We start from the raw sequence: 22,619 nt of genomic DNA on the forward strand, positions 1-22,619 counted from the left end.
GCTTTATCCTCTTCATACTGGTAAGTGATGCTCGACCTTATTTCCCATTATTGGCCGCATCTTCTTGCCGTGATTTCCACTGTGATGGGTACGGTGGCTGCCGTGCATGCGGCGATGACCAAGCGTGATGTGCGTTCGGCGCTCTCCTGGGTCGGGGTTATCATCCTGTCGCCGATTATCGGTACGCTGATCTATGCGATGGCGGGGATCAACCGTGTGCGCCGTGCCTCCTATATGGCGCGCCGGGCATTGCGCCGTAGCCAGATGGAAGGCGTTCTGGCCCATTACGCCGTGCCCGAAGGCGAGGTAAAGGCAAAATTCGGCGGGCGCCTGGAGGCGCTGCGGCATCTGGGGGAGCGTGTCACCCGCCATCCGCTGACATCCGGCAATCGCCTGACACCGCTTGCCACCGGCGATGAGGCCTATGATGCGATGTGCGCGGCTATCGATGCGGCAAGCCATAGTATCCTGCTGGAAACCTATATTTTCGACAGGGACAGCGTGGGCTTGCGCATTGCCGATTGCCTGATTGCGGCGCGCAAGCGGGGCGTCGAGGTGCGGGTGCTGATTGATGCGGTGGGCGCACGCTACAGCGTGCCGAGCATTGTCGGGTATCTCGCCGATGGCGACATCACGGTCGCGTCCTTCAACGGCAAGGTCATTGTCGGCTTGAGACTGCCCTATGCCAATCTGCGCACCCATCGCAAGATCCTGGTGGTGGATGGCGCGGTTGGTTTTTTCGGCGGCATGAATATCCGCGAGGCCTTTGTGGGTCCGAATGCGGCCCGTGACACGCATTTTCACGTCACCGGGCCTGTCGTGGCCGAATTGTTTTCGGTGGCTGCCGATGACTGGCATTTCGAGACCGACGAGGCCCTGAACGGCGAAGCCTGGCAATTGCATCTTGCTGCCGGTGAGGCCGGCGAGACGCCTTACGCCCGCGCCGTGGTATCCGGGCCGGATGCGCATCTGGAAAGCAATCACCGGGTGCTCACAGGAGCATTTTCCGTCGCCGAGCGCTCCATCCGTATCCTGTCGCCTTATTTTCTGCCGGACAATATTTTTCTGTCGGCACTGGCGACGGCGGCCCGGCGCGGGGTGGCGGTGGAAATCATCGTTCCCTCGAAAAACAATCTGGCTGTTGTCAGCCATGCGATGACCGCGCAATTCGAACAGATCATTCGCGATGGCTGCCGGATCTTTCGCTCAACCGGGCCGTTCGATCATTCGAAACTGCTGGTCATCGATGATAAATGGGCCTTTGTCGGTTCATCCAATCTCGACGCCCGGTCGCTCAGGCTGAATTTCGAAATCGACCTGGAAGTCTATGACGATGATTTCGCCGCCTTCGTGGCGCGACGCATGGATGAAAGCCGGGAAGGGGCCGAGGAAGTGACACTGGAAAGCTTGCATGCCCGCCCGTTCCTGTTGAAATTGATGCAAAGAGTGCTTTGGCTGGGCTCTCTGGCTTTGTAATGCGGGTGGACATTGGCGTTCCGTCTCCTATTTTCTGAGTGAGCATGAAAAAGCAAACCCATACTCTGCGCGCGCAAATGCTGACCTCGCTGCGCAATCGCCGCAGCCGTCCTGCCTCGCCCATCAACGGGGAGCGGCCCGTTGACTCGCCGGGGCTGCTTGTCGCCTCCTATAATGTCCATAAATGTGTGGGCGTCGATGGCCGGTTCGATCCGGAACGGGTGCTGCATGTGATCCGCGAGATTGGCCCTGATGTGATCGCCCTTCAGGAAGCCGATCAGCGGTTCGGCGACCGCACCGGGCTGCTTGATCTCGCCCGCTTGCAGGGCGAGGCTGGCCTGACCCGTGTGCCGGTGGCGGGCCTGCCGAAAAGCCATGGCTGGCGCGGCAATGTCCTGCTGTTTCGCGAAGGTGTGGTGCGCAATGTCCATCCTTTCGTGCTGCCTGGGCTGGAGCCACGCGGCGCGGTGGTGGCGGAAATCGATCTCGATGGCGGGCGTGAACTCAGGATCATCGCCGCCCATCTCGGCCTGTTGCGCTGGGCGCGCCGCCAGCAGGCGGATTTCATTCTGAAGCTGATGCGCGAGCGGGCCGATTGTCCGACCGTGCTGATGGGAGATTTCAACGAGTGGCGGGTCGGGCCAGGCTCGGCGCTCACCCGTTTTGAGCCGCTGTTTGGCCCGCTGCCACCGCCTGTCCCCAGCTTTCCGGCCCGGCTGCCGGTTCTGGCGCTGGACCGGATCATGACCAACCGCGCCGGCCTGATTGCTGACATGCAGGTGCATGACAGTCCGCTGGCGCGGCTCGCCTCCGACCATCTGCCGCTGAAAGCGTGGATCGATCTGGACAAGACGGTAGAAGCTGTCGGATGAGAGTTTTTAATCCGGAAATTTTCATTTAAGACCGGATAAAGACTATAGTCAGGAGACAGTCATGGCGGATGCATTGATCCCGGTCGAAGACCTCAGCGAAGAGCAGGCTGGGCAGGAGTTGACCAGGCTGGCCGCTGCCATCGCTCATCATGATGCGCTTTACCATGGCAAGGACCAGCCGGAAATTTCCGATGCTGATTATGATGCCTTGAAGCGGCGCAACGATGCCATCGAGGCCCGGTTTCCGACGTTGGTGCGCAGCGATAGTCCGTCGCAGCGGGTGGGTGCGGCACCTGCCGGGATTTTCTCGCAGATCACCCATGCAAGGCCGATGCTGTCGCTGGACAACACGTTTTCCGATGAGGACGTGGCGGATTTCGTGGCCTCGGTCTATCGTTTTTTGGGCGTGATGCCGGATAATTCCATCGCCTTTACCGCCGAACCGAAGATCGATGGCCTGTCGATGTCGATCCGCTATGAGAACCGCAAACTCAAGACGGCGGCGACGCGCGGTGATGGCACGACGGGCGAAAATGTCACCGCCAATATCCTGACCATCAAGGAAATCCCGACCGAATTGCCCGCTGATGCCCCCGATCTGGTGGAAGTGCGTGGCGAGGTCTATATGGCGAAAAGCGACTTTCTGGCGCTGAACGCCCAGATGGAGGCCGAGGGCCGCCAGACCTATGTCAACCCGCGCAATACGGCTGCCGGGTCGCTGCGTCAGCTCGATGCAAAAGTCACCGCCAGTCGCAAGCTGAAATTCTTCGCCTATGCCTGGGGCGAGATGAGCACCATGCCTGCCGAAACCCAATCGGGCATGGTCGAGGCCTTTAAGCGCTGGGGCTTCCCAGTCAATCCGCTCACTCGTCGTTTGACATCGCTTGAGGAGATCATTGCCCATTACCGCGAGATCGGCCTTCAGAGAGCCGATCTGGATTACGATATCGATGGTGTGGTCTATAAGGTTGATCGGCTGGATTTGCAGGCCCGGCTCGGTTTTCGGTCCCGTTCGCCGCGCTGGGCGACAGCCCATAAATTTCCAGCGGAACAGGCCTTTACCACAGTGGAGGCCATCGACATCCAGGTGGGCCGCACCGGCGCGCTGACGCCGGTGGCGCGGCTGGAGCCGATTACCGTCGGTGGCGTGGTCGTGACCAATGCGACCCTGCATAATGCCGATTATATCGAGGGTATCGGCAATGGCGGCGAGCGTATCCGAGAGGAAGGCCATGACATTCGCATCGGCGATACTGTCATCGTCCAGCGGGCCGGTGACGTCATTCCGCAGGTGCTGGATGTGGTGCTGGAAAAGCGGCCTGAGACCTCAGTGAAATACGAATTTCCGAAAATCTGCCCGGTTTGCGGTAGCCATGCGGTGCGCGAGAAAAACGAGAAGACCGGTAAGCTGGATTCCGTGACCCGCTGCACGGGCGGCTTCGTCTGCTCGGCGCAGGCCAAGGAGCACATCAAGCATTTCGTCTCCCGCAATGCCTTCGACATTGAAGGGCTGGGCACAAAACAGGTGGATTTCTTCTTCGAGAGTGAAGACCCAGCTTTGATGATCCGCACTGCGCCGGATATTTTCACCCTCAAACAGCGGCAGGAAGCCTCTTCGCTGACCCGACTTGAAAATATCGACGGTTTTGGCCGGGTCAGCGTGCGCAAACTGTTCGACGCCATCGATGCGCGCCGCGAGATTGCCCTCAACCGCTTCATCTTCGCGCTTGGCATCCGCCATGTCGGCGAAACCACTGCCAAGCTGCTGGCCCGCTCCTATGGCTCCTACGCGGCATTTGCTGATGCCATGCAGGATGCCGGCCCCAAATTTGGTGAGGCCTGGAACGAGTTGAACAGCATCGATGGCATCGGCGAAGTCGTCGCCGCCTCCATCGTCGAATTCTTTAAGGAGCCCCGCAATCTTGAAGTTGTCTCTCGCCTGTTGAAGGAAGTGACTCCACGGGATGCAGAGGCCGTTACGGCAAGCGATAGCCCGGTGGCCGGGAAAACCGTGGTCTTCACCGGCTCACTGGAGCGCTTTACCCGCGATGAAGCCAAGGCCAGGGCCGAAAGCCTCGGTGCCAAGGTGGCTGGATCGGTCTCGAAAAAGACCGATTATCTGGTTGCTGGACCGGGCGCTGGTTCCAAGCTGGACAAGGCCCGTGAGGTGGGCGTGACTGTGATGACCGAGGACGAGTGGCTGGCGCTGATCGGCGGTTAAATCTGATCCTTCCAGCCTGTTGGGATAGGGTGTTTACCCTGTTGCAACAGGCTGAAAAAATGCTTGATCGGGCCTGTTGCAATGTCCCTTGTCCGGGTGCATGTCTCTCAATGCACACAGAAAAGCTGTGCCAGGGCTGCTCCCGCCGAGGGGTATCGGGAAGGGGCGCCTTGAGGTTTTGATCTTTTATGCCGACTTGTAACGCCGCCCGACGGTGTTGCGACGGCATTTTTATCGTGGGGACATTATGCGTTTATTGACAGGTTTGGTGTTTGGCGTGGCTGCTATTGCTATGGCCTCGACTGTTTCTGCGGCTTCCGGCAGCCACCGTTTTCTGTTCGTCAACAAAACCCAGTCGGCGATTGTCCGATTGACCTTCCGTTCTCTGGACGGCAAGGGCGGCAAGGTGGAGGTGTTGAACGGCCACAGCGTTGGCAAGGGCCAGAGCCGCGTTGTCTCTGTTCCTAACGATGGTACCTGCAAATATGGTGTGCTGGGCGAGATGGAGCAGGATTCCGGCTATTACGATCTGATGAGCAGGGCTGATCTTTGCAGACTTGGCCAGTTTGTGCTCAGCGCCAAGTAAGCTGAGGAGCCATCTATCTCATTGATGGTACCAGATCCGGACGCAAAGCCGGTTTTTGCTCTGCCAGAACACAGGGTCTGTCAGGTTCAATCTGAACCGGGCAGACTCTCGTTTTTTGTTTTTCGTTTGTCTTTTCGGGAAAGCCGGGGTCCACTTTTCCTAAGGCAAACTCTAGGAAGGCCGGGGCCTGACAAATCTCTGTTCCAGCACTTCGCTTCCCCACTGATTGCCAGTGCGTTCCTCGACGCAAACACAACCGTGGCTTTCGTAAAGATGTCGCGCCGCCGTCAGGCCGCTGAACGTCCAAAGATGCGTTTCTTCAAAGCCTTTCTCATCCGCAAAGGCGAGGGCGGCGGAGAGCAATTGACGCCCGACGCCTCCGCCGCGCATGCCATCATCAATGATGAACCATCGTAGATGAGCTGTTTTGGCTCCCAGGTCCTCGCCATCGATTGCGATGGAGCCGACGATTTCACCCGATTGCATGGCCAGCCAGATGGAATTTTTTGGATTGTCCAGACGATTGCAAAAATCCGCGAGGCCGCTTGCGACAAGACATTCGAAATGCAGCCCGAAGCCTGCCGTTCGCGCATAATAGAGCGCATGCATTTGCGTGATACGGGCAATGAGGCCGGGCCTATAGCCTTCGACAATCTCAGCTTTGGGTGCTGCTGCATCACTACCATTGGACAGGGCCTGAACATATAGGCGCAGTCCTTGAAGGATCGTCCGATTTTCCTCGTGCCCCAACCGCTTGAGCGCGCTTGAAACCTGATGACGCGCAAACTCATGAATGGTTTTGGTGCGCTTCTGCCCGCTCTCGCTCAAGCGCAACCGCTTGATTCGGTAGTCGTCCTTATCCGTCTCTTCCAAAACATCACCGGACATAACCAGCCTGCGGAGCATCCGGCTGACGCTTGATTTCTCAAGGCGAAGACGATGGCCGAGGTCGCGGCCGGTGATGTCAGGACACGCATCGATCTCTATCAAGGCATGCACCGCCGAGGGCGGAAGATCCGTTCCGGCAAAATCTCCCCCCATAAAGCCGAGTTCACGGACCAACTGACGTGATGAGGCGCGAATAGCTTCGACTTGTGAATGGTCTTGCATCATACCAGTTCCATATTGGTTGCATGATGCAACTTTATTGCCGTGCGCTGTTCGCCGCAAGCGTTTTTGTTTTGGAAAACTTATTTCCAGAATAGACGATTGCCCTTAGGATTTTGTCGCTTTATCCTGATTGCGACATTGCTTTAAATTTTTGAGGTTAGATATGGGACGGCCAAATTTTAATATTGCGTGGGCAGCTTCAATGCGGATTTACGATCCGCAAGCGTCAGGAGCCAAGGTTTCTGAAGTCATTGGGGGAAATGTCGCAAAAAATGTCAATAATCCCAATCCGGTTGCGCGCTGGAGCAACACTTGCGCAGTCAGAATGAGCTATATTTTGAACTATTCCGGCATGCACCTCCAGCATGTCGCTGCCCAAACGGTTTCTGGCGCAGACCAGAAATGGTATTTTTTTCGCGTGAAAAACCTGATTGATTATCTTGAAAAAACCTGGGGTAAGCCAGAGGTGGTTCAGTACCCTCCGTCTAATGGAGGTACGCTAGCGGGAAAAAAGGGTGTTATTCTGTTTGAAGTATCAGGTTGGAGCGATGCACAGGGCCATGCCACGCTTTTTAATGGAACAGTTTGCTACGATCATTGCTATTTTAATGAGCCGGGAGTGACTTACAAAACAGACAAGGCAAATTTCTGGAGTTTGCAATGATGTACCGTTTGCTTCTTCTCGGCTTGGTCGGTCTTTGTGTTAACTCCCAAATCGCTGCCGCCAACGACTTGGCTGTCGGCAACGGTCCTCAAGCTGCTGGTCGCACCTATCTTCAGAATTACAAGGATATGGTTTTGGCCACCTGCATTTCCAACGCTTATAAGGACGACAAGGGCGCATCTGCCGATGCAGGTAGCAGTGTGAGTGCGCTCAGGGACTGGACATATTACGATATGGACAAAAGCCCTGACGCCATGAATGCTTTGATCGAAAAATTCCTGATGAAAAATTATAGCAACCCGCTTGCTGAATCGGAAGTCAAAGGTGTGAAATTCGATTTTTTGAAGTGCCTCGATCTGTATCACAGCAAGGAATTGAACGATCAGGCGAAAAAATATGTTGTGAAGCCCAGCCATACCTATCGGCAGGATAATCAATCAAAAGGTGATTGAGCGAATGAAAGGCCGCCGGGAACACAGGTCCCGGCGGCGACCGGTTCATTGGAAGCAGGCGCAGTCGCTGTATTTGGCCGGGTCCATGGTCCGGGCGATCGCGTTGACCGCGCAATAGGCAGAGGTGACGGAGCCTTCCTGCCAGCCGGGCAGGTAGCTCCAGGTATCGCCCGCGCAGAAGAAGCGCCCGTTCTTCTCGAAGGTGGTGATCTGCTGATAGGCTTTTTCGTCTGTCGTCGCCGTATCCGAAGCCCAGCCGCCGACCTGGTGTGGCATATATTGCCAGGCAATGGAGACGCCGCGATAGACCTGGTCGGTCTTTCCCGGATGCAGCAGGCCAAGCCCCTGGCGGGCGGTTTCGACGCGCTGGGTATTGTTCAGCTTGGCATAGTCTACTGCTGTCAGTCCACGATTATAGGCGCCGGTCAGAATGCCTGTATGGGCCGTGAAATCCTCGGAGGGATACCAGATCTGACCGATCATATCGGTTGTCCAGGAAATGCCGCCATAGATCTCACTATCGGTTTCCCAGAAGCGGTCCTTGCCCTGCCAGCCGACCTTGATGGCGGGGGTCCAGAGATTGGGGGTCTTGTCATTCCAGATGCCGGTCTTGGAGAAGGCTTCGAGACCCTTGCGGAAGTCGGCTGGTACCGGGTAATCGCCAATGATGCGGTTGAGCAACGAGGGCGCCATGGTGGAAATGCAGAAGTCAAACTGGGCCTGTTCGGCTTTCCGGCCCGCCGTTTCATAGGTAACGACTACTTTTTCCCCAGCGGAGGCGATTTTCGACGCTTTGGTCTTCAGCAGAACCAGATGGCCGACTTTGGGATGTCGAGGCTTGCTGCCCTTTTTCCATAGAGCGGTTGCTGGCACATCCTGAAGCAGCAGTTGTTGCCAGATCCGGTCCATGCCGCCAACCGGCTGCATCAATGTTGGCTGCCAGTCCGTGTTGAAATTGTTGAACAGGAAAGAACCGGGTGACAGCTCCGGATTGGCTGTGGGATCACCGATGAATTTCGAATCGAGGATTTCCCCCAGCCCGACAGCGTCCCGTGTCTTTGGCGCATCGCGCCAACCGCCGGGCAGATGGCTGAAGCCGAGCCGGGTCGTTGTCTGGATCTCGCCGGTGCCTGTCAGGTCGCCGAAAACACGGTAGAGATCCTTGAGCTTCTCGCGGGTCACGGCATTGGTATCGCCCTGCAAAAGCACGCCTTCTTTCGTCACCTTGTACATCATCGCCGCCATTTCACTATAGAGGCTGAATGTGACCTGGGCGAAGGATACCGGCGCACCGTTGTTGAACTCTTTGCTTTGCATCAGGTTGGACATCGACTGGAAGAAATAAGGCTCCAGCGACACGCCGATTTCCTGGCATAACGCGATGAGATTGACATGATTGGAGGGGATACGGCCCGGCCCGGCATTCAGGTAGAGCTCGACAGGGTTCCCAGCATATTTCTTCGCGGCCCAGGCGTCGTCCATGAATTGGCAAATTTGCAGGTCAGGTGCCGGGCTGTCCGCTGTCTCCTGATAGCGGTCCACATACATCTCGGAAAATTCCTGGGTGCCGGGATAATTCTTGAACCACCAGCTCTTGTAGTGGTCATTCGTCGGACGAATCGTCAGGCTGCGGCCGCCATAGCGGTTGTCTGCCTCGAAGACCTGAACGGAAAAGCCGCTGCGGGCCAGCGTCAAGGCAGCCGTCAGCCCGGCGACGCCGGCGCCGAGGATGGCGACGCTTTTGCCTTTGCCAAACCCTGTTGGCAGGTTGGGTTTGCTGGTCCGGTAGGCCGCCTGGGCACTGCCAAATCCGGTGATGAGAGACGGAGCCGCAAAAGAACCGGCCAGGGCTGTCATGCCGCGCAGCAGCGTGCGGCGGGAAATCGAGTAAGACATCGCAATCCTGTCATTGAAGAGAGGGTGGCGAGCGGCCGGGAACATCATGATCAAGGTCGGCTCGATCGGAAAAAGAGCCCCTTCCTTCATGGAAAGGAGAATGAGATTTTCTGTGAAATTTCGAGGGTTCTCCTGCGCTCTGCGTCAAGCAGACAGCACAAATTTGCAACCTTCGGGAGTAATCATGAAGTTTCTAAAATTCCTCGTCAACTCTTGATGGATGGAAAGGACGAACTATTTTTGGTTGTAATGTCTGATCTCGCACTTGGTCGCGGTTTTCGAAAAAACAAGCCTTCAACGCAGCAGCCCGGAAATCAGGTGTGATTTCCGGGCTGCTGATCTATCAAAATGGCGGGTATAATCAGCCTTTCGGCTTGAAGCTTTTCTTGGCGCCGCCAGCCGGGCCTTCGAACTTGCCCTTTGGCTTTCCTGCATAAGCGGGCTTGTCGCCCTTGCCTGCATAAGCGGGCTTATCGCTCTTGCCCGCATAAGCTGGCTTGTCACCTCTGGGCTTGCCCGACCAATCGGCCTTGGGCTTGTCCCAGCTGCGGGCGTCACCAGCCGCATTGGATTTTTTCTTGAAGGAAGACGCAGGCTTGGGGTTGCCCCAGACATCGTCATCGGCCTTGGCGAGGTCGTCCTTGTAGGGGCGGCGCTCGGTGGCTTCGGCCTTGGCGGCATAGGGCTTCTTGTCGCCTTGGGGCGCGCGGGGCTTGCGTTCGGCAAAGTCGCTATCGTCGCGTGGCGGACGGGCTGCGCGCTCCTTTGGCGGCGCGTTGAAGTCGGGCATGCCAGGCAATTGCTTGACGATAATGCCGCGTTCCAGCGTCTTGTTGGGGCCAAGTGCCGTCAGGAACTGCTCGAGATTGGCCTGGGCGATCTCCACGAAGGTCTCTTCCGGCTGCATCTTGATCGCGCCGATTTCGTTCTTGGTGATATTGCCGTTGCGGCACAGCATCGGAATCAGCCAACGCGGCTCCGCACTTTGGCGGCGGCCAACGGACAGCGAGAACCAGACGCTGGGGCCAAACTCGCTGCGCGGACGCGGCGGGGTGTTCGGCTCATAGGTGTCATTCTCGCGGCGCGGACGCTCTGCCTGAATCTTGACCTCCATCAGGTCTTCCGGGGCAGACCGGGTGCTGCGATAGGCGCGCAGATAGGCGGCCGCGATCTTGTCGGCACCGTGGGCTTCCAGCAACCGGGCAATGGTGGCGGCTTCTTCCTCGCTGATGGCTTCGCTGAACACCGGATCGGCCAGCAGGCGCTCATCGTCGCGGGCTATCACTTCATCGGCGGAAGGCGGCTTGACCCAGGCGGCCTGGACATTGGCGCCGCCCAAAATACGTTCGGCCTTGCGGCGCTGGCTCATCGGCACGATCAGCGCCGAAACGCCCTTGTTACCGGCGCGGCCTGTGCGGCCTGAGCGGTGCAGCAGGGTTTCGGAATTGGTGGGCAGGTCGGCGTGGATGACGAGTTCCAGGCCCGGCAGGTCGATGCCGCGGGCTGCAACGTCTGTCGCGACGCACACACGGGCGCGGCCATCGCGCATGGCTTGCAGCGCATGGGTGCGCTCGCTCTGCGAAAGTTCGCCTGACAGGGCCACGACGGAAAAGCCGCGATTGTGCAGGCGGGCGGTCAGATGGTTGACATTGGCGCGGGTGGAACAGAACACGATGGCGTTGCGGGCTTCATAAAAGCGCAGCGCGTTGATGATCGCGTTTTCCTTATCGGCAGGCACGGTCAGCATGGCGCGATATTCGATATCGATATGCTGCTTCTGTTCAGAAACAGTCTCGATCCGCTTGGCATCGCGCTGATAGCTGCGGGCCAGATCGGCGATGGAGCGCGGCACGGTGGCCGAGAACATCAGGGTGCGGCGCTCGTCCGGCGATTCCTTCAGGATGAATTCCAGATCCTCGCGGAAGCCGAGATCCAGCATTTCATCGGCCTCGTCCATCACCACAGCGCGCAGGCCGGAGAGGTCAAGGGCGCGGCGGGTAATGTGGTCGCGCAACCGGCCCGGCGTGCCGACGATAATATGCGCGCCACGCTCCAGCGCCCGGCGCTCATTGCGGATGTCCATGCCGCCAACACAGGTAGCGAAAATCGCGCCGGTGTTTTCATAGAGCCATTCCAGCTCGCGCTGCACCTGCAAGGCCAGCTCGCGGGTAGGGGCAATGCACAGGGCCAAAGGCTTGACGGCCCGGCCAAAACGGTTCTCACCGCCCAGCAGAGTAGGCGCCAGCGCCAAGCCGAAAGCCACTGTCTTGCCGGAGCCTGTCTGGGCCGAAACCAGCGCATCCCTGCCTTCAAGATCGGTATCGATCATTGCTTGCTGAACGGGGGTGAGGGTGGCGTAGCCACGTTTGCGCAAGGCCTCGGCAATCGCCGGGACGATGCCGTCATAATCGGTCATGGGGGTCATCTCTCGAAATGTCTGTCTTCAGGTCGCGCCAAAAAGCACGACGCCCGCCGATTGCGGGCATGTTTGGGCTGTTCCTACCCTCCAAACCACGGAAAGTACAGGGGGACGGTGGAAAAAGGGGTGAAATGGTGAAGAGGGGTGGGTGCGGCCCCCCGTCACCTGCTCGTTTAAACCCGCACCCGCGCCATGGCATAGGCATCGACAAAGGCGCCGGAGCGGAAGGCAAAGGCGCGGTGTGTGCCTTCACGGATGAAGCCGAGGCGTTCGTAAAGGGCGATGGCGGCGGCGTTGTCGGTAAACACCGTCAGCTCCAGGCGACGAATGTTCAGCCAGTCCTCGGCAATCGTCACCAACTCGCTCACCAGCGCCCGGCCAATGCCGCGCCCCTGATAGGCATCGTGAACGCCGATGCCGAGACTGGCTGTGTGGCTGCGGCGACCGATGCCCTGCATGAAGCCTGCATTGCCAACCACGATATCATCCATCACCGCGACCAGCGATATACCGTTCGCCTGACGGTTTTCGATATATTTGCGGACATCCTGTTCCGCCGGATAGGGCAGGCGCAGCGTACCGGCGCGGACGCCGGGCAGGCTTTGCAGGGCGGCAATGCCAGCGGCATCATCAGGGGATTGGGCGCGAATAAGCAGCCCATCCGGCCAGCTTGCATTTATGGCGACGGGGGAATTTGCTTCAACGGGCGAGGCGGATAGTGCAAGAGAGGACTTGTCTGGCACGGCTGGTCTCCAGGTGAGGCGAGGGAGCAGCGGTGCTTTCAAAACCCTGCTCTACTCGGCAGGGTTTGTGGGATGATCGCTTTTACATCGTGACGATGTGACGACGGCCCCACGTTCCCTGCGGAACGGTGGTGAGGACGGTCATCAGATGGGTCGAGCGATTTGCGATCATGTGATGAAGTGTCCCGCACGACATGACGCATGTCAAGACATCCGGAGGTATTGATACAAAAAGGCGGCCTTCTCTTCGATCTACAATTTAAACTGCATATTTATTAGCGATATTTAAATAACTATCCTCGAAAACTGACGGGTGTATTAGCGTTCGCATTCGCTCAATCATCTCGATTGCACAGATGGCAAATGTCCTCGCTTGGCTATTGACGGAGTAAGACAGCATGGCACGATTGAGCCTTTCCCGCAGCCTTGCGCTTTTCGGAGCCAGCCTGTTTCTCGGGCTTTTACTGTCCAGTGGCATTATGTTTTATGCTTTGGTGACACTGAAGGTGAATGGGCCGGTCTATGAGCGGATTGTGTATGCGAAGGACGTGATTGCCGATATCCTGCCGCCGCCGCTTTTCGTCATCGAGGCCTATGTGGCGGCAGTGGATGCGGGCGCCGAGCCGCAAAGGCTTCAGACCAATGCCGAGGAACTCGCGCGGCTGCGGGTAAGCTTTGACACGCGTATTGCGTTCTGGCACGGCGTGACGCTGCCGAAGAAACTGGACACTCTGCTGCGCAATGAGGTGGAACCCGCGAGCGCCATCTTTTGGCGGGAAGTGGAAACCGTTCTGCTCCCGGCCTTGAAAGCGGATCGCGCTGCCGATGCCGGGCAAAGTCTGGTGAAGCTACGTACGCTGTTTCTGGCGCAAAAGGCCGCGGTAGAAAAGCTGGTGCGGGCCTCCAATGAAGATCTGCAGACCGTGGAACACGATGCAGCGTCGAAATCCATGACCTGGCAGGTGCTTGCCGGCACGGCGACGGCGGTTTCCATCCTCGTTCTCTGCGTCGGCCTCTATGCTTTCCGCCGCTCCGCCATCGGGCCGATGCAGGACTTCCAGCGGTTCATGACAGTGCTTGCGGAGGGGAACTTCGATCTGACCGTGCCGTTCCTGAACCGGCATGACGAAGTCGGAAAAATGGCGAGAGCCGGTGCCGTGCTGCGCGAAGCCGCCATTGAGCGGCGGCGGATGCGCGAAGCCGAACGTATGCGCGCCGAAGCCGACTTGCAGCAAGGGACGGAGCGATTGGCAGAGCAGGCTGTGCAGGCTAAGGCGCTCAAGCACGTCGTCGATGATCTCGGCGCGGCTTTGGAGCGGCTGGCGCAATTCGATCTGCGCATGACGCTCGATCATCCTTTTGCCGATGATTTCGAACCGCTCCGGGTCAATCTCAACAAGTCTCTCGGACTGTTCCAGGCGACCGTCGCGGATATCCTGGGCAAGGTGGAACATGTAAAAGCCAACTCCGCTGATCTCTACAACCAGGTGACCTCGATTGCCGAGAGAACGGAAAGCCAGTCTGTGGCCCTGAAGCAAGCCGCTTCGGCGATCAGCCAGATCAGCGGCAATGTTGATATCAATTCGTCGCGGAGTGCCGAAACGAAGGGCCAGACGATTGAGGTGCGTGGTGCCGTGGAACGTTCGGCCACCGTGGTGCAGCAGGCGGTGGCGGCTATGTCTCGAATCGAGGATGCCTCAGGCAAGATTGCCTCAATCACCGGCGTTATCGATGAAATTGCCTTCCAGACCAATTTGCTGGCGTTGAATGCGGGCGTGGAGGCAGCCCGGGCCGGAGAAGCGGGCAAGGGCTTTGCCGTCGTGGCGCAAGAGGTCCGCGATCTGGCGCAGCGCTCTGCCAATGCCGCCAAGGAAATTGACGCCTTGATATCGACTTCCAGCGCGGAGGTTACGCAGGGTGTCGAACTGGTTCGGCGGACCGGGCAATCCTTAAGCGAAATCCAGAACCGGATTACGGGGATCGCCGTCGGCATTGAGGCGATCGCCGACAGCTCCGCGTCACAATCCGCCAGCCTCAAGGACATGACCGATATGGTCCGGCAAATGGACCAGATGACCCATGAAAATGCAGATCTGGCCAATGCCTGTAGCGGCACAGCTCACACGATGAGTGACAGTGCCGAAGGGTTGAAAAAGCTTGTCGATCGCTTTCTTCTGGCTGACAGGCAAGGCGGGGTCACGACGGGGCGGCGTGATCGGGCGGCTTGATGGGCGCTCCGCTCGCTCGGTTGTCCTGTCCTTGTCTCTTGCGTGTCAGCTCGGATCAGGTACCGGACACAGCGCGTCTCGCAACATGTCGTAACCATTCCTCCATCAAGGCCAGATCCCGTTCCTGCGGGTCCCAGCCGTGGCCGCAGGGCAGAAGATGATAAGAAGTTGGTGCCCCGGCCGCCACGAGTTGCGACGCGAGGATCGCGCCGTCCTGAGGGGTACGGCGACTGTCGGCTTCCCCTGATATAACCAGCACTGGACAGGTCACGGACCAAGGAAAGGGTGACGCCGGAGCCGGTGATAAGCCCCGCAGAAGGATGGCGCCGTCGATCAAGTCCTGAAAATCGCGAAGAACGGCTGCGGAGAGAATTGCGCCGTTCGAATATCCGATCAGGATCGGCTTTCGCTCGGCGAACCGTTGCGTCAGGCTTTCGAGCAGCAAGCTGATTTCGCTGGCGGAGCGCGCCAGGTCGGCCAGATCCAGCGTCCTGTCCGGATTGCGCCGGAAAAATGCGTATTTGCCTTCCCAGATGATATTGCCGCGCACACGGACGATGGGCGAGCCGGGGCCGATGCGTGCCGGAATGTCTCCCCAGCATGTTTCATCCTGGCCGCTGCCATGCAGCATGACTATTGGGCTGCCGGTTTCATCCGGTCGGTCTATTTCGCAGTGGAACCCCGAGATTTTCGACATGCCCGTCCCTCCTCACATTGCTCGAATCGCTCTCGCACCATAAAGGGGATCGATGTCAACGCCATTGCAGCCCAAAATCATCGCAATCGATTTCGAGACCGCCAATGAAGAGCGGGGCAGCGCCTGTTCGGTCGGGCTGGCCTTTGTCGAGAACGGGCAGGTGGTGCGGGTGGAGGAGCGGCTGATCCGGCCAAAAACCATGCGGTTTTCATCCTTCAACATCGCCATCCACGGGATTCGGCCTGATCATGTCGAGGATGCGGGCGAGTTTCCCGAGGTAATGGACGAATTCGCCGATGATTTCTCGGGCGCGATGGTGGTGGCGCATAATGCCGCCTTCGACCTGTCGGTGTGGCGGGCTAGTTGCGATCTCTATCGCCAGCCCTATCCAAACCTGTCTTACGTGTGCAGCGTCAAGCTGGCGCAGAAGGTCTGGCCGCAATTGCCCTCCCATCGGCTGAATGTGCTGGCGGCACATCTGCAACTGTCCTTCCGGCATCACAATGCAGCCGAAGATGCGTCGGTTTGCGCGCAAACGGTGATCGCGATGATGGAGCGCCGGGGCGCGCAGGACCTGGGCGAGCTTGCTGGCATGATGGGGATTTCCATCGGACGGCTGTTTCCAGGCGGGTATCAGTCCTGCTCGGTGCGCAAGCCAGCGCGGGTTTCGGCTTGACGGTTTTGACATGGGGTGGCGGCGCATCTTGTAACGTGATGGCGAAAGCATATCTCTGCCTGAGTATTTCTCGGAGGCTGTTATGTTCAAATCACCGAAGCTGCTGCTGGCTGCCGCTTTTGCCGGACTTCTTGGTACGCCTGCCATGGCTGATGTGGTCGGCAAGGTCGGTGTCGATTGGGTGGGCAACGATATCGTGGTTGAGGCGGTGGCAGATCCGCAGGTGAAAGGCATTACCTGCCATGTCACCTATTTCGACCGTTCACTGATCGACCGGCTGCATAAGGGCAATTGGTTTGAGGACCCATCCAACAATTCCATCGCCTGCCGCCAGACCGGGCCTATTGAAATCGGCGACATCAATCTTTCCAAAGGCGGCGAAGAAGTGTTTCGCCAGGGCCGGTCGCTGATCTGGAAGACGCTGGTCGTCAACCGGATCTATGACAAGGACAATGACACGCTGGTCTATCTCATCCACTCCCGGCAGGTGGTGGACGGGTCCGCCAAAATGGCGATTTCGACCGTGCCGCTGTTCAATCAGAGCGTAACCTGGAAGAATGGCAAGCCCTGATTGTATGGCTTGCTTTGACGAATGCCCTGGAAAATACCAAAAAAGGTCAGAATTCGTATCGGATCGGCCGCGAATTCCGCCGTATCGCGGCTTTATCGGCGGGCCCATATGATGCAGATTGCCGCCGCGCGGGGGTGCTGGGGAGTTGCAGCGCCATGGACCTGCTGTAACGCTTTTTGTCTGCTTATCGTCTGTTCCTTAAACCGTCGCTGGCTTGAGGAATTTTCCGGTAATGTCAGGGTTGTTACGCCAAGCTCGTGGTCCACCGCTTGTCTGCCAAGGCCGTTGATCCTTCTCCTGGGATCACAGGCCTGGAGATGTTGAAAGTCGCCTCCATGCCACCGGGGCTGACTTCTATATTCGAGAGTCTGTCCGGCTCAGATTAAACCGGACAGACTCTCGATTGTTTTGTTTCCGTTGTCTTTTCGGGAAACGTCGGTTCCACGTTCTAAAGCAAACTCCAAGCTTGTCCGCGTGGCATCTAGCTATGATCCCACACTTTTTGAATTATCTAACGTAGACGATCTTGCCGCCATTGGCGGCGGTCTGCACCCAGATGACGTTTTTCACCAAAATGCCCCGAACCTTCATGGCCTCGCGCAACACGGGGCTGCCACTGACTTCGGCCTGCGATGTCTCGATCATTTGGCGCGAGGGATAACGGACCAGAAGCGGCAGGTCATTGCCGTGGCCGGGCGGATGCTGATAGACACGCTCCACCGACACGCCGTCATTATAGCGCTTGCCGAACAGGATATCGGGGAGGGTAAGCTCTCCCGCCATTGCCGGCAATGTAAAGCTTATCGCCAGGCTTGCTGCGATTAGAAGTGCTGAAATCTGTTTTTTCATCATCATATTCTCCTTACAGGCATGTCGCGCAAAAGTGTGCAGCGGTTTTGCGATCACGATATGCCCAAACAAGCCATGTCGCGCAAAACTCCTAGGCCGTTTTGCGGCGGAACCCCACGTTTCATGACTGCGACCAACGTGCAGATCTCTTAAGACATATAGAGAGCCGATAGCGGCAATTTCAGCCCTGTCACCATCATAATTTTAAACGCACGAAACCACCGGTTCGGTGCCATCACGTCCGAACCGGCGGTTTCTTGTTTTTTCGACTTTTCAACCGAGCTTACGCTCGACCGACCAGACACCTTGCCGATCAGGCGGCGTTGGCCAACTCGTCGGCGATAACCGTGTCGAGGTTGAGGAAGCAGACCATGGATTTTTCCAGCGCCACGATGCCGCGGCAGAAGGCACGCTGCATTTCCGGGATGATTTCCGGAGCGGGCTGCAAGTCTTCACCGCGAATGGTCATCATGTCGGAGACCTGTTCGACCAACAGGCCAACCAGCTTGCCGGCGATGTCGGTGACGATGATGGCCGAGCGCTCGGACGGTTCTGTCATGCTCATGCCCAGCCGGCAGGCCATGTCGATGACCGGGATGACGGCGCCGCGCAGGTTGATCAGGCCCAGTACGTATGGGGGGGTATGTGGCATCGGGGTGACCGGTGCCCAACCGCGAATTTCACGGATCGCCATGATGTCGATACAGAATTCCTGATCGCCAAGATGGAAGGAGACGATTTCAAGATAGGCGCCGGACTGCTTGATGGCATTGGACATGGTTTAGAACTCTTCCCAGTGGTCGGTTGATGGGGCGGCTGCCGTTGCACGGGCTGGCGTGGAGCCGCTGCCTTTGGTGAAAGCCCCCGCAACCTTGCTCATGAGCTGCTTTGCGGGAGACTGCGTCGGTGCTGAGGTCGGTCTTGCCGGCTCAGGTCTGCTTGATGTCGGTCGCGCCGGGTGTGATCCTGGCCGCGTCTCACCCGCGCCGCCGATCTTGAATTGCCCAACGAGCTGTCCAAGATTGTCTGCATCGCTGGCAAGCGTATGACTTGCCGCATTGGTCTCTTCGACCATGGCGGCATTTTGCTGCGTCACCTGGTCCATCTGTCCGACGGCGGAATTGATTTCACTCAGGCCAACTGATTGTTCGCGCGCCGAGGTTACAATCGACTTAACGTGATCGTTAATTCGCAGCACATCTTCGCCTATTTTATGCAAAGCCTCACCGGTGGCGGTCACAAGCTCGACCCCGGTGCGCACTTCGTCGTTGGATTTCGTCACCAGATCCTTGATGGTGCGGGCGGCGTCGGCGGCCCGGCCTGCCAGGGCACGAACTTCCTGGGCGACGACAGCAAATCCCTTGCCGGCCTCGCCAGCGCGGGCGGCTTCGACGCCTGCATTCAGCGCCAGAAGGTTGGTCTGGAAGGCGATCTCGTCAACGACGTTGATGATCTTACCGATTTCGCCAGTGGCACTTTCAATCCGCTCCATGGCCGCCATGGCATCGGAGACGACGGCACCGGACTGTTCGGCATAGGTCTTGGCATTATCGACCATGTGGCTGGCATCTTCTGCACGTTGCGTGCTGGTGCGGACCGTTTCGGTAATCTCGGCCAGTGCCGCCGATGTTTCTTCCAGCGATGCGGCCTGCTGTTCGGTGCGGCGCGCCAGATCGTCGGCTGCGGAGCGCATCTGATTGGCATTGGCCTGGATGGAGCTGGAATTGATGGAAATTTCGCCCATGACATTGCGCAGATGGGTGGTGACAAGATTGAAATCTGTGCGCAGGCGTTCGACTTCCTGCGGGAACGCTTCATCGACCGCTGCCTGCAAATCGCCCTCGGCCAGTCGGTTCAGGCCCTTGCCCAGGGCATCGACGGCGGCTTTCATCCGGTCGCGCTCGGCGGCCGCTGCGGCCTCGCTCTCGCGCATCTCGGTTTCGCGGCTCTTTCGGTTGGTTTCAGCCTCGGCCTCCAGCGTGCGTTTGTCGATGACGGCCTGACGGAAAATATCAGCCGATCGGGCAATGTCGCCGATTTCATCACCCCGCGCCAGGCCGAGGATCTCGCGGTCGTAATTACCCTCGATGATATCCTTGAGGCTGGTGCGGACATTGCGGATGCCGTTGACGACCGAACGAGCATGGATGATCTGCAATCCGAGAACCAGGAAAAATGCAATCAATCCGATGGTGATCTGCATGGTGATGGCGCTTCTGGAAGCGCTCGTCGCGTCTGCCACACGGCTCTCGACAAGTTTGCCAGCGGCGGAGGAAAGATTGGCCAGCGTGTCGCTCAGCTTGCCGCCCGCGCCATCGATGACATCGTCAATCCGGGCGTAATTCTCTTCCGGAGCCTGGGTTTCCACCAGCTTCTTCAGTTCCACGGTGACTTCCTGGCGGATTTTCTGAACATCGCTGTCATAGCTTGCAACGTTTGCCGATAGGCCAACATCAGCAGCCACCTCTTTTACGATGGCAGATCCATTGGCAAGTGCCAGGCCAGCCTTGTCGAAAATGCTCTGGCGGTCCGGCTGTACCTTGCCTTCGTCACGGTCGATGATCGTATCCATGGCAGCAAGGGTAATTTCGCCATTGGCGAGCCGAAGTTCGTTGATCGTTTCCAGCTTGTTCTTGAGTTCTATCGCCCGATGCAACGAGTGATCCAATTGGCTGCTCTTATAATAGCCGACGGCCAGCATGGCCGCGATGGCGCAGATGGCAGCACCGCCCAAGGTCATCAGGCGCTGGCCGACGGAAAGGCTTCGGCCGGAAATTGCGTTGCTCATGAATATCCCCGCATGGCTCAGTTGACGTGACCGGGTCGGTCCTATGGAACATGCTGTGCGGAGTTTAGAAAGACTGCGCTCTCCGTTACAGAGTGCGGCTGTCATTGCTGAAACCGCCGCATCTTTCACGTCCAGCCCTCTTGCTGGCGAGCGATTTTTCAGCAATCCTCCAAGGACGTCATGTCCTGACGGCGTAAGGCCGACATGCAGGTTGACTGTCTCTCAAGACTATTAAGCTTATACTAATACTATTCTCGATTGATGATTTAATTCTATCGGGCGCTCCAAGCAGCCTGTGATGCGGTTTTCCGCCAGCCCGTATGACGGTTGCGGGCGACGATATGTCTCGGGGTCGAGGTATTTGATTTTCACGTTTTGCGGTTTGTTTGATTTGCCTTGCCTATCTCCGGGCTTGTATGGAAGAGCATGGACCCTGCTGGCACCGGCGATTGTCAATCCTGCCGCCGGGCTAAGGACATATTGAGTGAAGCGATGAAGAGACTGCGGATCGGGCTTTGGATATTGGTGGCGGCCTCGGCAGCTTTGCTGGGCTATCTGACGCTTGAAATTGGCCAATCGAGCCGCACGGTGGGCGAGGCGGCCTATGGCGTGCCATTCCAACTGGTGGACCAGCGGGGGCAGCCGGTGAGCGAGCAAGTGCTGCGCGGCAAGCCGAGCGCGCTGTTCTTCGGCTTCACCCATTGCCCTGAAGTCTGCCCGACCACCCTGTTTGAATTGGATGGCTGGCTGAAGCAGGTCGATCCGCAGGGCGGTCATCTGAATGCCTATTTCGTTTCCGTCGATCCGGAACGCGATACGACCGAGATCCTGAACACCTATGTTTCGAATGTTTCCGACCGGATCATCGGCATCACCGGCGCGCCCGACAAGGTGATGGAGATGGTCAAGGGCTTCCGTGTCTATGCCAAGAAAGTGCCGGTCGATGAGGCCAATCCGAACGGCGATTACACCATGGACCATACAGCCTCTGTATTTCTGCTGGATGCGCAGGGCCGGTTCAAAGGCACGATTGCCTATGGCGAAAACCCCGAAACCGCCGTCCAGAAGCTGCAAAAGCTGATGAAGGGCTGAGCGCTTGGCGATGCTCGGAGAGGCGATGCCTGTCCCGCTTTGATGTTGCAACAGCGCGTCAGGCATTGTACCGGAAGCGACAGGAACGTGGGCGTTCAATCAGCCCACCCCATAGGGAATATCGACCGTGAGCGAACTTCGTTTTTTCACCAGCACCACTGAAGTGCAGGCCAATCACATTCTCGACCTGTTGAGCCTGGAGTTCGGTGAAGAAGATTACGCAATTGCCACCACGGAAGTCGATGAAAAACGGGATATCTGGGAAACATCGATCTACCTGATGTTCGATGAGGAAGACGATATACTGGCGCGGGTGAAGACGGCGCTGGTCGCGGAATTTCCGGACCTGCCGGTCGAGCGTGAAGTGATCCCCGATATCGACTGGATCGCCAAATCGCTTGAAGGCCTGACGCCTGTCAGAGCAGGGCGGTTCCTGGTGCATGGGTCCCATGACCGCGACAAGGTGCGTCCCCATGATCTGGCCATCGAGATCGATGCCGGTCAGGCTTTCGGCACCGGCCACCATGGCACGACGGCTGGCTGCCTGGAAATGATCGACAGCGTGGTGCGCGCCCGCAGGCCCCGCAACGCGCTGGATCTGGGCACCGGCAGCGGCGTTCTGGCCATCGCTGTGCGCAAGCTGGTCAACGTACCGGTACTGGCCACCGATATCGATCCGATCGCGGTGCGGGTGGCCAAAGAAAACGGCACGCGCAACGGCGTCCCCAACGGTATCGAATGGCGTACCGCGCCGGGTTTTCATTCAACGGCTTTTGGTGAATTCGGGCCTTTCGACCTGATCATCGCCAATATTCTTGCTCGCCCACTGATGAAGATGGCACCGCAGCTCGTCACTCATCTGGCTCCGGGCGGTTCCGTCATCCTCTCCGGCATTCTGGCATCGCAGCGCTGGAAAGTGATCGCCGCCTATAATGGCGCGGGGGTGAAGCATGTGCGCACCATCTGGCGCAATGGCTGGGTCACTATTCACCTGCAATAGTCGGACCTTTAAGTGGTTTTCGGCTTGCGATGATTGTGTGCGGTGCAGCAGTGAATAGCGCGCATGGCTTGTGCGGGCCAAATCCCGTCAGACTTATGCCGTTAGACTTACGCTGGCAGACTGGCGTTTTCAGAAATGTCGCTTTTCACAAAAAACAAAAAAGGCGGCACCGCCATGCCGCCTTTTTCTCGATCAGGTTTCCCTGATCAACCCGCGAACCTTGGGAGGAGAGGCTCAAGCGGGTCCCGTAGCCGGGACTGTGTTCGATAGGTAAAATGG

General features: G+C 58.0%; 19 protein-coding genes. 11 read left to right on the forward strand and 8 right to left on the reverse strand.

What is annotated here, in order from left to right; all coding sequences use genetic code 11:
* The first annotated feature begins 27 nt into the window (after positions 1-27).
* The 4 genes from H1Y61_RS08480 (at position 28) to H1Y61_RS08495 (ending at position 5,155) form a co-directional block, all read left to right on the forward strand.
* Positions 28-1,476 (forward strand): phospholipase D-like domain-containing protein, encoded by a 1,449-nt coding sequence (locus H1Y61_RS08480; RefSeq protein ID WP_180574340.1) that lies wholly within the window; start codon positions 28-30, stop codon positions 1,474-1,476.
* Between the two features lie 44 nt (positions 1,477-1,520).
* Positions 1,521-2,348 carry an endonuclease/exonuclease/phosphatase family protein gene (locus tag H1Y61_RS08485; RefSeq protein WP_180574341.1) on the forward strand — a complete coding sequence of 276 codons (828 nt, stop codon included), beginning with the start codon at positions 1,521-1,523 and terminating at the stop codon, positions 2,346-2,348.
* A gap of 61 nt (positions 2,349-2,409) precedes the next feature.
* Positions 2,410-4,569, forward strand: a complete 2,160-nt coding sequence (gene ligA / locus H1Y61_RS08490) for an NAD-dependent DNA ligase LigA (protein ID WP_180574342.1) — start codon at positions 2,410-2,412, stop codon at positions 4,567-4,569.
* Between the two features lie 247 nt (positions 4,570-4,816).
* Positions 4,817-5,155: a hypothetical protein gene (locus H1Y61_RS08495; protein WP_180574343.1), complete on the forward strand. Its 339-nt coding sequence runs from the start codon at positions 4,817-4,819 to the stop codon at positions 5,153-5,155.
* Between the two features lie 171 nt (positions 5,156-5,326).
* Here the strand turns inward: H1Y61_RS08495 and H1Y61_RS08500 are convergent, their stop codons facing one another.
* Complete coding sequence (locus H1Y61_RS08500) at positions 5,327-6,268, reverse strand: bifunctional helix-turn-helix transcriptional regulator/GNAT family N-acetyltransferase (protein WP_180574344.1); 942 nt, start codon at positions 6,266-6,268, stop codon at positions 5,327-5,329.
* 160 nt (positions 6,269-6,428) lie between these two features.
* On the opposite strand from H1Y61_RS08500, the gene H1Y61_RS08505 reads away from it, so the two are divergent.
* Positions 6,429-6,929 carry a type VI secretion system amidase effector protein Tae4 gene (locus H1Y61_RS08505; RefSeq protein ID WP_180574345.1) on the forward strand — a complete coding sequence of 167 codons (501 nt, stop codon included), beginning with the start codon at positions 6,429-6,431 and terminating at the stop codon, positions 6,927-6,929.
* Entirely contained in the window at positions 6,926-7,381 is a 456-nt protein-coding gene (locus H1Y61_RS08510; RefSeq protein ID WP_180574346.1) for a type VI secretion system amidase immunity protein Tai4, read from the forward strand. Before H1Y61_RS08505 ends, H1Y61_RS08510 begins: the two co-directional genes overlap by 4 nt.
* 45 nt (positions 7,382-7,426) lie before the next feature.
* Here the strand turns inward: H1Y61_RS08510 and H1Y61_RS08515 are convergent, their stop codons facing one another.
* From H1Y61_RS08515 to H1Y61_RS08525, 3 genes are all read right to left on the reverse strand, one after another.
* Positions 7,427-9,277: a flavin monoamine oxidase family protein gene (locus H1Y61_RS08515; RefSeq protein ID WP_235680863.1), complete on the reverse strand. Its 1,851-nt coding sequence runs from the start codon at positions 9,275-9,277 to the stop codon at positions 7,427-7,429.
* A gap of 361 nt (positions 9,278-9,638) precedes the next feature.
* A complete protein-coding gene (locus H1Y61_RS08520) occupies positions 9,639-11,693 on the reverse strand; it encodes a DEAD/DEAH box helicase (RefSeq protein WP_180574348.1) in 2,055 nt (684 codons plus the stop codon).
* Positions 11,694-11,869: 176 nt separating this feature from the next.
* Positions 11,870-12,352, reverse strand: coding sequence for a GNAT family N-acetyltransferase (locus H1Y61_RS08525; RefSeq protein WP_180574455.1), 483 nt, complete (start codon positions 12,350-12,352; stop codon positions 11,870-11,872).
* A 485-nt stretch (positions 12,353-12,837) separates the two neighbouring features.
* On the opposite strand from H1Y61_RS08525, the gene H1Y61_RS08530 reads away from it, so the two are divergent.
* Positions 12,838-14,667 carry a methyl-accepting chemotaxis protein gene (locus tag H1Y61_RS08530; RefSeq protein WP_180574349.1) on the forward strand — a complete coding sequence of 610 codons (1,830 nt, stop codon included), beginning with the start codon at positions 12,838-12,840 and terminating at the stop codon, positions 14,665-14,667.
* A 55-nt stretch (positions 14,668-14,722) separates the two neighbouring features.
* On the opposite strand, the gene H1Y61_RS08535 is transcribed toward H1Y61_RS08530, so the two are convergent.
* Positions 14,723-15,364 carry an alpha/beta hydrolase gene (locus H1Y61_RS08535; protein WP_180574350.1) on the reverse strand — a complete coding sequence of 214 codons (642 nt, stop codon included), beginning with the start codon at positions 15,362-15,364 and terminating at the stop codon, positions 14,723-14,725.
* Positions 15,365-15,416: 52 nt separating this feature from the next.
* On the opposite strand from H1Y61_RS08535, the gene H1Y61_RS08540 reads away from it, so the two are divergent.
* Entirely contained in the window at positions 15,417-16,040 is a 624-nt protein-coding gene (locus tag H1Y61_RS08540; protein ID WP_180574351.1) for a 3'-5' exonuclease, read from the forward strand.
* An 82-nt stretch (positions 16,041-16,122) separates the two neighbouring features.
* Complete coding sequence (locus tag H1Y61_RS08545) at positions 16,123-16,611, forward strand: CreA family protein (protein ID WP_087728670.1); 489 nt, start codon at positions 16,123-16,125, stop codon at positions 16,609-16,611.
* 507 nt (positions 16,612-17,118) lie between these two features.
* On the opposite strand, the gene H1Y61_RS08550 is transcribed toward H1Y61_RS08545, so the two are convergent.
* The 3 genes from H1Y61_RS08550 to H1Y61_RS08560 form a co-directional block, all read right to left on the reverse strand.
* Positions 17,119-17,463 carry a hypothetical protein gene (locus H1Y61_RS08550; RefSeq protein WP_180574352.1) on the reverse strand — a complete coding sequence of 115 codons (345 nt, stop codon included), beginning with the start codon at positions 17,461-17,463 and terminating at the stop codon, positions 17,119-17,121.
* A gap of 310 nt (positions 17,464-17,773) precedes the next feature.
* Positions 17,774-18,238, reverse strand: coding sequence for a chemotaxis protein CheW (locus tag H1Y61_RS08555; RefSeq protein ID WP_015916481.1), 465 nt, complete (start codon positions 18,236-18,238; stop codon positions 17,774-17,776).
* Between the two features lie 3 nt (positions 18,239-18,241).
* The gene (locus H1Y61_RS08560) at positions 18,242-20,248 is read right to left on the reverse strand and encodes a methyl-accepting chemotaxis protein (protein ID WP_180574353.1); all 2,007 of its coding nucleotides are present in this window, start codon (positions 20,246-20,248) and stop codon (positions 18,242-18,244) included.
* Positions 20,249-20,740: 492 nt separating this feature from the next.
* Between H1Y61_RS08560 and H1Y61_RS08565 the strand changes: the two genes are divergently transcribed.
* Positions 20,741-21,340 (forward strand): SCO family protein, encoded by a 600-nt coding sequence (locus H1Y61_RS08565; RefSeq protein WP_180574354.1) that lies wholly within the window; start codon positions 20,741-20,743, stop codon positions 21,338-21,340.
* Positions 21,341-21,467: 127 nt separating this feature from the next.
* On the forward strand, positions 21,468-22,340 hold the full coding sequence (locus H1Y61_RS08570; RefSeq protein ID WP_087728666.1) for a 50S ribosomal protein L11 methyltransferase: 873 nt from the start codon (positions 21,468-21,470) through the stop codon (positions 22,338-22,340).
* Positions 22,341-22,619: the final 279 nt, after the last annotated feature.

This window comes from Agrobacterium vitis (assembly GCF_013426735.1).
In the GTDB taxonomy this organism is placed as follows: domain Bacteria; phylum Pseudomonadota; class Alphaproteobacteria; order Rhizobiales; family Rhizobiaceae; genus Allorhizobium; species Allorhizobium vitis_D.

Excerpts from the sequence above, each read along its gene's own strand:
- H1Y61_RS08535 (WP_180574350.1), bottom strand. The coding sequence starts at position 15,364 with ATGTCGAAAATCTCGGGGTTCCACTGCGAAATAGACCGACCGGATGAA.
- H1Y61_RS08495 (WP_180574343.1), top strand. The coding sequence starts at position 4,817 with ATGCGTTTATTGACAGGTTTGGTGTTTGGCGTGGCTGCTATTGCTATG.
- H1Y61_RS08500 (WP_180574344.1), bottom strand. The coding sequence starts at position 6,268 with ATGATGCAAGACCATTCACAAGTCGAAGCTATTCGCGCCTCATCACGT.
- H1Y61_RS08560 (WP_180574353.1), bottom strand. The coding sequence starts at position 20,248 with ATGAGCAACGCAATTTCCGGCCGAAGCCTTTCCGTCGGCCAGCGCCTG.
- H1Y61_RS08480 (WP_180574340.1), top strand. The coding sequence starts at position 28 with ATGCTCGACCTTATTTCCCATTATTGGCCGCATCTTCTTGCCGTGATT.
- H1Y61_RS08540 (WP_180574351.1), top strand. The coding sequence starts at position 15,417 with ATGTCAACGCCATTGCAGCCCAAAATCATCGCAATCGATTTCGAGACC.
- H1Y61_RS08505 (WP_180574345.1), top strand. The coding sequence starts at position 6,429 with ATGGGACGGCCAAATTTTAATATTGCGTGGGCAGCTTCAATGCGGATT.
- H1Y61_RS08550 (WP_180574352.1), bottom strand. The coding sequence starts at position 17,463 with ATGATGAAAAAACAGATTTCAGCACTTCTAATCGCAGCAAGCCTGGCG.
- H1Y61_RS08485 (WP_180574341.1), top strand. The coding sequence starts at position 1,521 with ATGAAAAAGCAAACCCATACTCTGCGCGCGCAAATGCTGACCTCGCTG.
- H1Y61_RS08565 (WP_180574354.1), top strand. The coding sequence starts at position 20,741 with ATGAAGAGACTGCGGATCGGGCTTTGGATATTGGTGGCGGCCTCGGCA.
- H1Y61_RS08510 (WP_180574346.1), top strand. The coding sequence starts at position 6,926 with ATGATGTACCGTTTGCTTCTTCTCGGCTTGGTCGGTCTTTGTGTTAAC.
- H1Y61_RS08520 (WP_180574348.1), bottom strand. The coding sequence starts at position 11,693 with ATGACCGATTATGACGGCATCGTCCCGGCGATTGCCGAGGCCTTGCGC.
- ligA (WP_180574342.1), top strand. The coding sequence starts at position 2,410 with ATGGCGGATGCATTGATCCCGGTCGAAGACCTCAGCGAAGAGCAGGCT.
- H1Y61_RS08555 (WP_015916481.1), bottom strand. The coding sequence starts at position 18,238 with ATGTCCAATGCCATCAAGCAGTCCGGCGCCTATCTTGAAATCGTCTCC.
- H1Y61_RS08545 (WP_087728670.1), top strand. The coding sequence starts at position 16,123 with ATGTTCAAATCACCGAAGCTGCTGCTGGCTGCCGCTTTTGCCGGACTT.
- H1Y61_RS08515 (WP_235680863.1), bottom strand. The coding sequence starts at position 9,277 with ATGTCTTACTCGATTTCCCGCCGCACGCTGCTGCGCGGCATGACAGCC.
- H1Y61_RS08530 (WP_180574349.1), top strand. The coding sequence starts at position 12,838 with ATGGCACGATTGAGCCTTTCCCGCAGCCTTGCGCTTTTCGGAGCCAGC.